This window comes from Streptomyces sp. YIM 121038 (assembly GCF_006088715.1).
GTDB lineage: Bacteria > Actinomycetota > Actinomycetes > Streptomycetales > Streptomycetaceae > Streptomyces.
Genome location: NZ_CP030771.1, coordinates 9,303,398 through 9,315,775, shown reverse-complemented (window position 1 = coordinate 9,315,775; position 12,378 = coordinate 9,303,398). Strand labels below are relative to the sequence as shown.

The 12,378-nt window shown below is 74.5% G+C and carries 8 protein-coding genes; 2 read left to right on the top strand and 6 right to left on the bottom strand.

Translation table 11 applies throughout. The annotated features are described in order from the left end of the window. Positions 1–168: 168 nt before the first annotated feature. Positions 169–1,299 (bottom strand): GDSL-type esterase/lipase family protein, encoded by a 1,131-nt coding sequence (locus tag C9F11_RS39375; RefSeq protein ID WP_138964852.1) that lies wholly within the window; start codon positions 1,297–1,299, stop codon positions 169–171. A 171-nt stretch (positions 1,300–1,470) separates the two neighbouring features. Here C9F11_RS39375 and C9F11_RS39370 point away from each other — a divergent pair, with 171 nt between their 5' ends. Next, positions 1,471–1,962 carry a MarR family transcriptional regulator gene (locus C9F11_RS39370; RefSeq protein WP_138964850.1) on the top strand — a complete coding sequence of 164 codons (492 nt, stop codon included), beginning with the start codon at positions 1,471–1,473 and terminating at the stop codon, positions 1,960–1,962. Between the two features lie 40 nt (positions 1,963–2,002). Next, a complete protein-coding gene (locus tag C9F11_RS39365) occupies positions 2,003–2,614 on the top strand; it encodes a TetR/AcrR family transcriptional regulator (RefSeq protein WP_138964848.1) in 612 nt (203 codons plus the stop codon). A 52-nt stretch (positions 2,615–2,666) separates the two neighbouring features. Here C9F11_RS39365 and C9F11_RS47780 read toward each other — a convergent pair whose 3' ends face one another. The 5 genes from C9F11_RS47780 to C9F11_RS39345 all read right to left on the bottom strand — a co-directional run bounded on the left by C9F11_RS47780 (position 2,667) and on the right by C9F11_RS39345 (position 12,288). After that, positions 2,667–2,843, bottom strand: a complete 177-nt coding sequence (locus tag C9F11_RS47780; protein ID WP_171075997.1) for a hypothetical protein — start codon at positions 2,841–2,843, stop codon at positions 2,667–2,669. Positions 2,844–3,053: 210 nt separating this feature from the next. Further along, positions 3,054–5,291 carry a hypothetical protein gene (locus tag C9F11_RS39360; protein ID WP_138964846.1) on the bottom strand — a complete coding sequence of 746 codons (2,238 nt, stop codon included), beginning with the start codon at positions 5,289–5,291 and terminating at the stop codon, positions 3,054–3,056. Beyond that, on the bottom strand, positions 5,288–6,205 hold the full coding sequence (locus tag C9F11_RS39355) for a hypothetical protein (protein ID WP_138964843.1): 918 nt from the start codon (positions 6,203–6,205) through the stop codon (positions 5,288–5,290). The genes C9F11_RS39360 and C9F11_RS39355 overlap by 4 nt, the downstream gene beginning before the upstream one ends. Beyond that, positions 6,195–10,184, bottom strand: a complete 3,990-nt coding sequence (locus C9F11_RS39350; protein WP_138964841.1) for an Hsp70 family protein — start codon at positions 10,182–10,184, stop codon at positions 6,195–6,197. Before C9F11_RS39350 ends, C9F11_RS39355 begins: the two co-directional genes overlap by 11 nt. Before the next feature lie 166 nt (positions 10,185–10,350). Beyond that, entirely contained in the window at positions 10,351–12,288 is a 1,938-nt protein-coding gene (locus tag C9F11_RS39345) for a dynamin family protein (RefSeq protein ID WP_171075996.1), read from the bottom strand. Positions 12,289–12,378 lie beyond the last annotated feature (90 nt).

Below are 12,378 nucleotides of genomic sequence, written 5' to 3'. Positions count from 1 at the left end.
GGCGGCATCCGATGCGGCCCCGAGGACGGATCCCCGCGCCGCGCTCCGGGCGGTCCCCCCGTCAGGGCGAAATCGGCTTGAAGGAGACGTACTTGCGGAACCGACGGCTGTCAAGGCGCTGCCGGTCGGCGGCCGCGGAGCGTTGGCGGGGCGTCGAGTGACGTGCTGTCACAGGCGCAGCCGCGCGAGGTCGACGGCGGCGGCCATCGCGTGCGCGCCCGCGTCGTTGAGGTGCAGGTGGTCGCCGCTGTCGAGGTCGGGGCGGATGGCGTCCGGCGCCTGGGGGTCCTGGACGGCCGCGGCCACGTCGACGACGGCGTCGAAGGCGGTGGAGGTACGGATCCACGCGTTGACCTCGCGTCGCACCGCGCGGCCTTCGGGGGTGTCGACGCCGGGGTAGATGGTGCCCGCGTAGGGGCCCATCGTCATGCCGATGACGGTCAGGCCGTGCGCACGCGCACGGTCGGCGAGCGCGGTGAAGCCCGCGATGAGGTCCTCGGCGGTGGCCGGGGGCTCGCCGACCGTGCCGGGCAGGCCCACGTCGTTGAGGCCGAAGTGGAGGAGCACGTGGGTGGCGCCGGGCACGCTCAGGACGTCGCGCTCGAAGCGGGCCAGGCCGCGCGGGCCGACCTCGTCGGTCAGCAGGCGGTTGCCGCCGATGCCCTGGTTGACGACCCAGCCGCGGTCGAGCCTGCGGTTGAGCTGGTCGGGGAAGCGCATGTTCGCGCCCGTGGAGGTGCCGACGCCCTCGAACCAGGAGTCTCCGAACGCGACGGCGATCGCGGTGCCTTCGGGAGCGAGGACGTCGACGCCGGTGACGTAGTAGCGTCCGTCGATCTCCTCGGCTTCGGTGAAGTCCGCGGTGAGCGCGTTGCCGGGCAGCAGGTAGGCGTTCTGCGACGGGGTGTGGGAGTAGGTCGCGAGGCCGGTGTCCTCGGGCAGGTGGAGGGTCAGCGCCAGGTCGGTCCCGGCGGGGGCCTCAAGGGCGACCGGGTCGCTGTGGAGCCGCTCGCCGACGGGGATGACCACCTGTGTCTCGCCGCCGAAACGCAGGGCGGTGTCGGTGGCGGGGTCGACGGCGCCGCCCGTGGTCCGCACTCCTAGCCGCGCTGCCCCGATGACCAAGGGTTCCTTGCCGTATTCGTTGCTGAGGAGGACGCGCAACGCCGCGCCTCCGCCGTCGAGGTGGAGGATCTGGCGCAGCGTCTGGTCGCGGAATGCGCGGGAGGGCTTGAGCTGGATGGTCTCGTACGGGCTGAGCACGGCGGAGCGGAAGCCTGCGACCCAGGTGGTGGTCATGGTGGTGAACTCCTCGTTCTGGTGGAGGGGGCCCGCGGTCGAGCACCGTCGGCGCACGAACCCCATTTAGTTGCGGTGCGGAATTTCCACGCGGCAAGCAGATTTCTACCGCAGGGATATTCCGCACGTCAACTATCCGCACGGCAATCACCTGGGGTTAGGATGCGGAGCATGGATTCCGATGTCTTCGACGACCCCCGGCTGACCGCGGCAGGCCTGTTCTTCGAAGCCCATGCCGGGCTGAGCGCGAAACTGGCTCCGACCCTGGAGCGGTCAGGGCTGTCGTCCCTGGACTTCGACGCCTTGACCCGCCTGAGCCGCTCCCCGGGCAGGCAGTTGCGGATGACCGACCTGGCCGCGCAGCTCTCCCTGTCGACCAGCGGCGTCACGCGCGCGGTGGACCGTCTGCAACGCGGCGGCCTCGTCCGCCGCGCATCGAGCCCCGATGACCGGCGCAGCACCTACGCCGTCCTGACCCCGGAGGGCGCGGAGCGGCTGCACGGAGTGCTGGGCGAACACCTCGACGGCATCGAGCGCTGGTTCACCGGCCTGTTCACCCCGGAGCAACTGGCCGACCTGGTCACCAACCTGCGGACGCTCCGCGATGCCGTCCACCCGAACGCGGCGAAGCACACCGCTCCGCCTCCGGCCGGGGCACAGTGAGGCCGTAGTGTGGGCCCTTCGGGTACGGAGGGGAGCCGCGATGCCGGACACGTTGACCGCGAAGGGGCGTGCCACCCGTGGGCGCATCGTCGAGGGGGCGGCCGAGGTGTTGCGCGAGCAGGGTGTCGCCGTCGCGACGCTCGATGACATCCGCGCCCGTACCGGCACCAGCAAGAGCCAGCTGTTCCACTACTTCCCCGAGGGGAAGGACCAACTGCTCCTCGCGGTCGCCCGGTTCGAGGCCGACCGCATCCTGGACGACCAGCAGCCCCACCTGGGCCGCCTCGACACGTGGGAGTCGTGGCGGGAGTGGCGGGACGCCGTGGTGGAACGCTATGAACGCCAGGGTGACGCATGCCCGTTGGGCTCGCTGTTCCTCCAGGTCGGGCGGTCGGGGCCGGGCGCTCGGGCGATCGTCACGGAGCTCATGCGGCAGTGGCAGCGGGACATCGCCCGGGGCGTGCGCGCCCTCCGGGCGAAGGGCCTGGTCCCGCCGTCCCTCGACGTGGACCGGGAGGCCGCCGCACTCCTCGCGGGCATCCAGGGCGGCGTGACCATCATGATGTCCACCGGCGACTCGACCCACCTCAAGGCGGCCCTCGACAACGGCATCGCACACCTCCGGGCGGCGGGCACTCCCCCACCGGCCTGACGGGTCGGCGCGCCGCCCGAGTCCGCGGGGTGAGTCGGTACCAGTCGGCTCCTCAGTCGTCGCCCCGGACGATGTTCCCCTCCGGGCTCACCCGCGTCGAGGAACGGGCTCCTTCGTCCGACAGGGGAGGCAGACAGGTGCGCACGCTCTTCCCGCGCAGGCGGCGGGCCTTCGCCCAGCCGGTCTCGTGCAGACGCAGGACGTTCTCGGTGCTGGTGCGCGCGGTCACGGCGCTTCAACTTCTCTCGCGTGGGGAGACGGGCAGGAGAGCGGCGGCGCCGTCGGGCGGTGCCGGCTCTCCGTCGGTGTGCCGGTCGGGTTCCCTCGACGGCGGACGGGAAACGAGGGTGCGCCCCCCCGGCCCCCTGCCGGAGCGGGAGCGGGCGCTCGCAGGCGCCGTCCCGTACTGCCTACGCCGACGGGGAGCGCCCGCCGGGTGTCACGCAGGTTCTGGACGGCGGTCGATCAGGAGGGCCGCCTCCCGTGCCGCCTTCGTCAGTTGGGCCCCGACCGCGGCGGCCAGACGGGCGACGATCGTCTCGCGGTGGCTTTCGGCGAAGTGGCGCGCGAAGTCCTCGGCCGCCCTCGCCTCCAGACGGTCCTCGTCGGCCTGGGTGCGGATCTTCTTGAGGAGGGTCTTCTCCCGGTTGAGCTTGCGCAGCGGTCCGGCGATGTCGGCGTTGGAGATCCACTTCATCAGGGCGTCCTTGCCCATCCAGATGCCGATCACCACGGCCACGGCCGCCACGATGGAACCGACGATCCAGCCGATCGGGTTGGACGCCGCGGCGGCCGCTCCGGCCCCGGCGGCGCCCTGCGACGCCGCCGAGATGACCCCGAGGGCCGCCCCCGCCGTCATGGAGGTCATCCAGCCCGCGACCAGGCTGAGGATCGAGTCCAGCGTGTCGAGGAGCGGTTGGAGGTTGACGTCGGGCCGGGGTGTCGTCGCCGCGGGACCGAAGGGCGAGACCCGCAGGGGTTCCGTCGGGATCCCGTACCGGTGCGCGATCGCCGCGGCCTCGCGGTCGATCACCGCGGTGACCTCCGCGTACCAGGCACGGGTGACCTCTTTCAGCTTCGCCTGCCCGGCCGGGCTCTTGAGGTACGCCTCGCGCTTGCCCGCCACCTCCATGGCGATGTCCGTGAGCAGCCGCAGCTCGCCGTCGCGCCACCGTACGACGGCGGGGCAGACCTGGTCGTCGACGATGCCGTCCACGGTGACCTTGCCGAGGGCCAGGCCGAGGGACTCCAGGTTGTCGCCGATGACGGCGGGGACGCGGTCGCGGGCGAACACCTCCACCTCCTCCAGGAACCCCTCGACCCGGCGGCGCGTGCGGCCCGCGATGGCCAGGCCCTTGGCGATCGCGTGCTCGGGGCGGACTCCGAGCAGCACCCGGGTGCCGCCCTCCGCCGCTTCGAAGACGTCGAGGCAGATCTCCTGCGCGAACCGCATCCGGGACGCCCCGCCGGTCATCAGCACGACGTCGGGCGGTTTCCCGGTCTCCTTCACCAGCTTCTCGCGCACCCCTTCGACCGCCTCGCGGAACGCCGCGCGCCAGGAGCGGCCCAGGACGTCCAGGCGCGCGTCGAGGATGTCGTCCATCAGCGGCGGCGAGAGCCGGATGGAGACCTCTATCAGCTCCCCCGACCGGGCGATGACGTCGTCGCCCCCCAGGCGCCGCGGGCCGGGGTTCAGCCGCAGCTGGTCGGGAGAGAGCCCGAAGTACCGCTCCTTGGCATGACGGCAGGCGAACTCGAGGCGTGCGCGCTGAAGGGGGTCGTCCGCGAGCGCTTCCTTCAGGAGGGCGCTGTCACGGTGGTCGGCCACGACGCGGCGCAGCAGCTCCTCCTCGATGAGCGAGGCGCCGAAGCGGGAGTTCCAGTCGGCGACGGGCAGCTCGCTCATGCCGGAAACGAAGGTGTAGTCCGTCGTCAGGGACCCCATGTCCAGCACCAGCACCGTGCCGCGCCCGGCGACGGCTCCCATCAGGTGCTGATCGCCGGTCTTGAACTCCTCGGACTCCTTGGCGTAGAGCATCGCGGCACGCGACTCGGGCACCAACTCCACGCTCTGGCCGGGGAAGAGACCGGTCACGGCGGAGCGGAGCAGCCGCTCGTACTCCTCGAACTCCTCCTCGTCCCACCCGGACGGGACGCCGAAGACCCAGTGCAGCCGTGTCCCGGGCGTGATCTTGAGGATGCCGCAGGTCTCGACGCCCTCGGTCCGTTCCAGGGCGAGTTCCCGGGCGACCTGCCGGATGAACAGGTCCGTCGCCCGCCGCGCCCGCGCGTCGAGCCCGGCGTGCTTGAACGCCATGTAGAACTCCGGGGCGCCCGGTACGAGACCGTCCGGCGGGGCCTCGGGGACGCGGGCTAGGCGCGCGGGCAGCACGGTGAAGCACGGCTCCCCGACCAGGGTCGTTCCTCCGGTGTCGTGGTCCTCCGCCCAGCCGTCGTCCGCCGCCCGGCAGAGGGCGACGACGGTGGGGTGTACGCGGCTGGGGGTGCGGGAGATGTCCTCCACGTGCGGCTCTCCGTCGGCGGTCGACCACAGGGTGGCCACGGCGGTCTCCCCGTGGCCCAGGTCGAACCCGATGACGAGGCTCCTGTTGCCCTCCGGCCCATTCTCCGACGTGCCCTCCGGCCTGTCCTCCGGTGTCGGTTCCAGCGGCGTCATCGGTCGTTCTCCTTGCCCTGAGCGGTGGTCCGAGGGGTGCGAGCGGTGGTCGCGGGCAGGCGGAGGGCCCTGCCCCGTACGAGGACCCGGCGGTCGTCGCCGTCGGGGTGCATGACGAGCGCGGGCAGGTCCGTCTCGTACCGGCACGCGGCGTCCTGCGTCGCCTGCTCCAGGTGGAAGGCGTCCGCCTGCTGCTCCGGCCGGAGCCGCGGGTCGTACGCGAGGATCTCGATGCCCTGGGCGCGCAGGAGTTCCCGGAACACGCCGACGCGGTCCCAGATCCGCTCCGCGCGCCCCCGCTCGCGGAGGCTGACCAGGTCCTGGATCAGCTCCATCATGACCTCGTGCTCGTACCAGGGCGGGGCGGGCGGCCCGGTCGTCGGGGGCTGTCTGCCGAACGCCTTCTCGACGTGCGGCAGCGCCTTGCCGACCGCGTCGAGGGCCGGGGCGGGCGAAGGACGGGGAGCGGCGGGCCACCGCGCTTCGGCGGCCGGGCGGTTCCGCTGCCTTCCCCCGCCCCGCCTCAGTCTGTCCCCGAGGCGGCCCTTGTGCTCCTCCTCGTCGGCCTGTGGCCCGCGCTCCGCTCCGGGCTGCTGGGCGAGGACCGTGCGGACGGTCTCCGTCACCGCGGTGCTCAGCGCGTCGAGCAGGTGGGTGAGCTGGTAGCGGGTGTGCGGATCCAGTCGCTTCCTGTCCAGGCCGCGGCGTACGTCGTCGATCGCGTTGCCGACCGTCTGTCCGATCCCGTACGCGGGGCTCAGGTTCGCGGGCTGGACCGCTCTCCTGCGGGCGGAGGCGAACAGGTCCGTCAGGGTGTGCGGGGCCAGGGGCGGGTGGCTGTCGGACGCCGGGGGCTCAGGAGCCCGGTCCGAGGCGGAAGCGGGCCTGGGGGTGCGGGCCTCGTCAGGTGTCATGGCTGGTGGGCTCCTGTCGCGGTGCGGTCGGGGCGGCGGGCTCGTCGCCCGCCGGGTGGTGCGCCTCGGTGAGGGCCCACGTGCGCAGTCCGGCGTCGCCCGCGATGTGGAGGCAGTGGCCGTCGGGCGAGAAGGCCAGGGCGACGGGGGTGTCCGGGTACTGGGGGCGGGCCCAGGTGCCGCGGCCCCGGGCCCCGCCGACACAGGCCTCGCCGTCGGCCGCGACCGCCGCCAGCAGGGCCCCGTCCCGCGAGACCGCGACGGCCCGCACCGGCTGCGCGCGGGAGGGCATGAGCCTCTCGCCCTGCCCCAGATGTCCGACGAACCCGTGGTCGTCGGAGGTCACGCCGCCCGCCAGGACGTCGTTGCCCGGGCCGCAGGCCAGACCTCTGATCTGCGCCGGCAGCGGCCAGGACGACCGCCGGCCGCCGTCCGCGAGACCGACGACGTGCACGACGCCCCGGTGTCCGCCGCCCCCGGCCACCACGGCTCTCGCCCCGTCGTCATCCACCGCGAGCACGGTCGGGCGGTGCGGGAACTCGGCGACCGCCCGGTTCCGCCCCGTCGTCGTGTCCACGCGCCGCAGGACGCCGTCGCCGCCGAGGACCACGACCTCCCGCCCGCCGGGCAGTTGGGCGAGGGCCAGCACGGCGGCGGGCTGCTCCGCCAGCTGCCGCAGCCGCGCCGGCGTACCGCCGGCGGCCGGGGCGGCCAGGGCGCACACGCTGTGCGCGGACCGCTCGGACCCCGAGACGCCGAAGACCGGCCATGTCCCCGGGCAGGACCAGGCCGCCGACAGAACCCGTCCGCGGATCCGGAGTTCGTGCCTGGTGTCCCCGGTGAGGGCGTCCAGGAGCCGGAGCACGGAGTCCTCGGGGCCTTCCCGTACGGCGAGGGCCACGTGGCGGCCGTCCGGGGCGACGGCCAGTGCGGTGACGACGCCGGGCGAGCGCAGGACCTCCCGCGGGCGGGGCAGGAGGTCTTCCGGGCCCGCCGGGCGCAGTGCCGTGGCCAGCCACGTACCCGAGTACAGGGTGTCGCCGGGCCACACGTGGTGCTGCTCGATACGGCCCCCCGTCCGCGCGTGCAGGTCGAAGAGGCTGTTGTCGGCGAGGCGCACCCGGGCCAGGGCCGCGCCGGGGCGGTAGGCGGCTCCCCCGGCGGCGAACCAGCGCACCAGGGTCGCCCGGCCGCCCGGCAGCGTCCAGGACAGGGGCGCGCGCAGCGAGGAGGGGCCGTCGGCGGCGATCCGGCGCTGCCCGATGCCCTCGGCCCAGGTCACGGCTCCCTCGACGACGGCGAGCACCGGGTCGAGGGCGGAGCGGACCGGCACGCGGGTGCCGAGGCGCCGCTCCAGATACGGGCGTACCGACGGCATCTGGGTGCTGCCGCCGACCAGCAGGACGTCGACGTCCCGCGGATCCACTCCGGTCTCGGCCAGCAGGGTGCGGCAGCAGACGACCGTGCCGGCCAGCAGCTCTTCGGTGAGCTGCCCCAGGCGTTTGCGGCTCAGGCCCTGCGGCGGCATGCCGGGGACGACGGTCTCCACGGGGCAGTCCTCGGCCGCGAGGCCGTGCTTGAGCCGGACGGCCGAGCGGAGGGTGAGGTGGGCCAACTGGTCGCGGTGCGCGGCGCGTTCGGGTTCGGCCCGCAGCCAGTCCTCCATGGCCGGGGTCATCTCGCGCACGATCGCGGCGTCGATGTCCCGGCCGCCGTGACCGTCGGCGAGGCCCGCGGTGCCGAGGAGGGTGTGGCCACTGTCGCCGATGCCGACGAGGGCCGCGTCGAAGGTGCCGCCGCCGAGGTCGTACACGAGCACGGTGCTGCCGGGTGGCCAGGGCCCGCCGTCCGACGGGGCGAGGGCGGCGGCCACGGGCTCTTCGAGGAGTTCGACGTCGGTGAAGCCGGCTCGTTCGCCCGCGCGGATCATCGCGTCGCGCCGTCGCCCGGCGGTCCGCGCGGGCACCGTGACGAGCAGCCTGGCGGGAACGCCGCCGGGGAGCGCCGACGCGCGGCGGCGGAAGGCGGCGAGGACGGCCACCGCGAGGTCCTCGGCCGTGTGCGCGCCCCCGGGGCCGCGCAGCACCGGGACGGGGCTGCCGATCTCGGGTTTGAACTCGGTGCGGAAGCGGTCCGGGCCGCCCGCCCTGCGGGCCTCGGCGACGGAGCCGACGAGGAGCTGCCCGTCGTCGTACACCGCGGTGGGCCACCAGTCCCGTCCGGTGCCGGGTTCCTTCAGCAGGCGCGTCCTGCCGTCGCCGAGCAGGACCGCCGAGGACGTGGTCGTGCCCAGGTCGACCACGAGGACGGGCGCGCCGCCGACGCGGCCGTCGTCGACGGGGCCCGGGGCGTCGGGGAGGGGCACGGGCCCTGCCGGGGCCCGTCCCCGCGGCGTCGGCTCCTCCTCGTGCGCCGGCACGTCGTCCAGGAGGGCCCGGGCCCGCCGCAGCCGGTGATACACCTCGTCGTAGCGGCGCTTGAGGACGTGGGCCACGGTTCTGCCGCCCGGCTCCTGCGGGGGTCGCGGGCCGTTCCAGTGGGCCAGGCGGTCCAGCACGGCGCGTTCGAGGGCGGCCGGGGCCGTCTCGGGTGCGAGGCCGAGGCGGGCCGCCACCGTGCTGCCGCGCTCGCCGGTGACGCGCTCCAGCTCCTGCGCCTCGCCCTCGGACAGCCGCAACCGTCCGGTGTAGTGCCGCAGCAGGAGGTCGAACTCCATGAAGGCGGGCTCGGAGTGTTCCAGGCCCGTGATCGCCTCCACCACCCGTACGACGAGGTCGTGGTCCCGGTCGGAGGTGTCCGGCGCGAGGAGCGCCGGAAGGCCGCGTATCTCCTCGATCACCCGGGCCACCTTGATCAGGTCGCTGCGGGCGGCGAACCGCTCCGTCAGCTCCCGGCGCAGCGCGGTGATCCCGCTGCGCTCTTCGAGTTCCCTGCGCAGTACGGCGGGCCGGTCCACGCCCTCCCGCAGCAGACGGCAGGCCAGGGACACACCGTACGGAGTGAAGAGGCCGGCGAGGCGGCGGCGCCGGTCGGCGGGCAGGGGCAGGTCGGTGGCGGACGCGAAGCCGGACAGATGGCAGAGCCGCAGGTCCAGTGCGGCCTGGTCCACGCCCGCCAGGGCGTGCAGCGCCTCGAAGTCGTCCTCGGGGTCGAACGCGGCCGCGCCCGCCGCCAGTCGGCCGCAGAGGGGGCGTACGTCGTGGAACATGCGCGCGGTGTGCGCGGACGCCATGATGCGGCGGGCGTGCTTGCGCGCGGTGTCGCGGGGGTCGTCGACCGGCTGCCCGATCTCGCCGGGCCACAGGAGCTCGACCTTCGTCAGGACGCCGATGGAGGTGACGGGCGTCGGCGAGAAGCCGGTGCCGTCGGCGTCGTGGAAGCGGCGCAGCACGTCGGCGTCGGGCGCGGTCACGTCGCTGTTGAGGACGGCGATCACGGCGTCGGCGCCGCGGAGCCCGGCGGCCGAGGAGGCGGCCACCGACTCCCGGTCGACGCCCAGGGCGCGCATCGCCTCTTGGGTGTCCTGGGCGTGGGGCGAGTCGAAGCCGGGCGTGTCGACGAGGTCGAACTGCCGCAGACAGGGGTGCGGGCCGAACACCTCGACGTGGTCGACGGGGCGCGGTCCCTCCGGCTGGTGTCCGCGGGCCGTGAACTCCTCGATCCGGCCGAGGCCTTCGAGGTGCGTCGGCGGCCCGTCCTTGTGGTGGACGGTCAGCGCCGTACGGTCCCCGTGGCGCAGCACGCTGACCACCAGGGTGAGCGGGGCGCTGCCGGTCAGGGCTACGGGGGCGCCGATGAGCGCGTTGACCAGGGTGGACTTGCCGGAGCTCACGCGTCCGGCGACCGCGATCCGCAGCGGGGCGGTGAGCTTCGGCAGCTGGGCTTCCAGCGTCGCGCGGGCGTGGTGCGTGGTCGTGGTGGCGGGGATGCGGGCGAGTGCGTCGCGGACGGCTCGCTCGGCTCTGTGCCGCAGGGTCATGGGGTGCGTCTGTCCGTCCTGTCCGTCTCATGGGGGGCTCGGGCGCCGCGCCCCCTGTCAACAGCGGGCGGGCACCTCTGTGTTGGGCCCGCCCTTCCCCCAGCTCTCGGCTTCGCCCGGGCAGAGGGTGCCCCGCTCGCCCCAGGGACGACGGGCCGCGGCCGCGTCAGTCGTCCCCCGCTGCCGCGAGGCGGCCGCGGAGTTCGTCCACGAGGGCCGTGAGGCCGGTCTCGATCCGGCGCAGGCCGTCGCGCCGGGCGGCCAGCGGGGCGAGGGCCGCTTCGGCGTCGCTGCGGGCCGCTGCCAGCGCCGCGGTCACCTCGGTGCGGGCCGTCTCGCACTCCGCCTGGCGCTGGGCGATCCGGTCGCGCAGCTCCGCCCGCGCCCGGTCCGCGGAGGCGTCGACGAGGGCCTGCACGGCGTCGTGCAGGAAGGCCCGCTGCTGGGCCTCCCACGGCGCGAACAGCCGGTCCAGGGCGGCGACCTGCTCGGCGTGCGTCGTCCTGCGGAGCTCCCGGACCTTCCCGGCGAAGGCGAGGACCGCCCCGACCAGGCCGCCGCCGACGTGCCCGGCCACGACACCGGGGGTCGGCGGGCGCGAGCCCTCCCGGCCCTCCGCCATCGACTGGATGACGCCCTTCACCACCTTGCCGGTACGGCTGCCGCCCGGGAGCGAGAACTGGACGGCCTGGTCCCAGGCGATGGCACCGACGACCTCGCCCCTGGCCGCGCCGAGTCGAGCCCCGCGTACGGCGGCGTCGAAGGCCGCCGTGAGGCTCGTGACCACGCTCGGCGCGGCCGCCGCGGAGGCCGCGGGCACGGTCAGCGGATCCGGCAGGGGCGGCAGCGGCAGGTCCGCGAACATCGGGCTCCGCAACGGGACGCCGCTGCGCTCGGCCACCGTCTCGCACGCGGCCCCGGTCAGTTCGGCGGCCGAGCGCCCCAGCTGCCCCGCCAGCACGGCGAGCTTTCCGGCCAGGTCGTCGAGGACGGCCTGGGGGTCGTCGAGGAACGCGGGGTCGGTACGGTAGCGGGCCCGCAGGTCGCGCCACGCCTTGGCGAGGGTGGTGTCGGCCCGGGCCCGCAGCCCGGCGGTGACGTCGGCGAAGGCCGTGTCCAGGTCCGTGGGCCAGGTCGCGGAACCCTCGGCCAGGCGCCCGGCCTCGACGCGTCGCGCGGCCGCGGCCCCGGCCAGCTTCTCGCGGGCCGCGGCGTCCTGGGCCTCCAGGACGCCGATGGCCTCCTCGACGGGAGCGAGCAAGCCCCGTACGACGGAGTGCAGTTCGGCGAGGGCCGCGCCCGCGCGCAGCCGCAGCCGCGCGTGGTCGACGGCCTCCCACAGCCGCGCCTCGAACTCCTCGAAACCGGTGAGGCCGCTGGCCGGCGGTTCGGCTCCGGTGAGCTGGAGCAGCCGACTGCGGCTCGACACGGCGAGCACCGCGGACCGCTCGTCGAGCCCGGGAACCGCCGCGAGGCGGGCGCGTGCCTCGCGGACCGCCCGGCCGGGATCTCCCGCCTGGTCGGCCTTCGTCACGGCGAACAGCAGCCGCTCGGGGCACTCGTCGGCGCCCAGGGCGCGCACCACCCGCTCGATGAAGGCGATCTCGGACGGCAGCGGCGGCCGCATGGCGTCGATGACGTACAGGACGAGGTCCGCCTGGGGCAGCACGCCGAGGGCGGCGGCCGTGTGGCCGCGGTGGACGCCGCCGATGCCGGGAGTGTCGACGCACACCGCACCGCCGCGGAGCTTCGCGTTCGGCGTGCGGATCGAGGCCCTGAGCACCCGCTCGGCGTCCGCCGCCGCGGTGCCGTCCTGCACCTCGGCCTCGCAGACGTAGGCGCGCAACCCCGCGCGGCCCACGTCGCGTTCCTCCGTGTCGTCCCCGTGCCGCGCGGCCAGCTCCACCGTGATCGACTCCTGCTCGCCCCACCGCGCCGCGGTGAGCACCCGCGTGGAGACGTACGAATCGACGGGGAAGAGCGTCGCGTCCTCCAGGAGCGCGTTGAGCAGCGACGACTTCCCGCTGCTGAACTCACCGAGGGCCACGACCGTCACCTGCGCCTGGCGCACGCGCCGTTCGACCTCGTCCAGGCGGACGGTCAAGTCCCGTCGCCCCGCTTCGAGCGCGCACCGCGCCACAGCGGGAACAAAAGCCACCATGCGATCGGCGAAATCGTCGTTGTCCCACATGAA

Excerpts from the sequence above, each read along its gene's own strand:
- C9F11_RS39355 (WP_138964843.1), bottom strand. The coding sequence starts at position 6,205 with ATGACACCTGACGAGGCCCGCACCCCCAGGCCCGCTTCCGCCTCGGAC.
- C9F11_RS39365 (WP_138964848.1), top strand. The coding sequence starts at position 2,003 with ATGCCGGACACGTTGACCGCGAAGGGGCGTGCCACCCGTGGGCGCATC.
- C9F11_RS39360 (WP_138964846.1), bottom strand. The coding sequence starts at position 5,291 with ATGACGCCGCTGGAACCGACACCGGAGGACAGGCCGGAGGGCACGTCG.
- C9F11_RS39370 (WP_138964850.1), top strand. The coding sequence starts at position 1,471 with ATGGATTCCGATGTCTTCGACGACCCCCGGCTGACCGCGGCAGGCCTG.
- C9F11_RS39350 (WP_138964841.1), bottom strand. The coding sequence starts at position 10,184 with ATGACCCTGCGGCACAGAGCCGAGCGAGCCGTCCGCGACGCACTCGCC.
- C9F11_RS39375 (WP_138964852.1), bottom strand. The coding sequence starts at position 1,299 with ATGACCACCACCTGGGTCGCAGGCTTCCGCTCCGCCGTGCTCAGCCCG.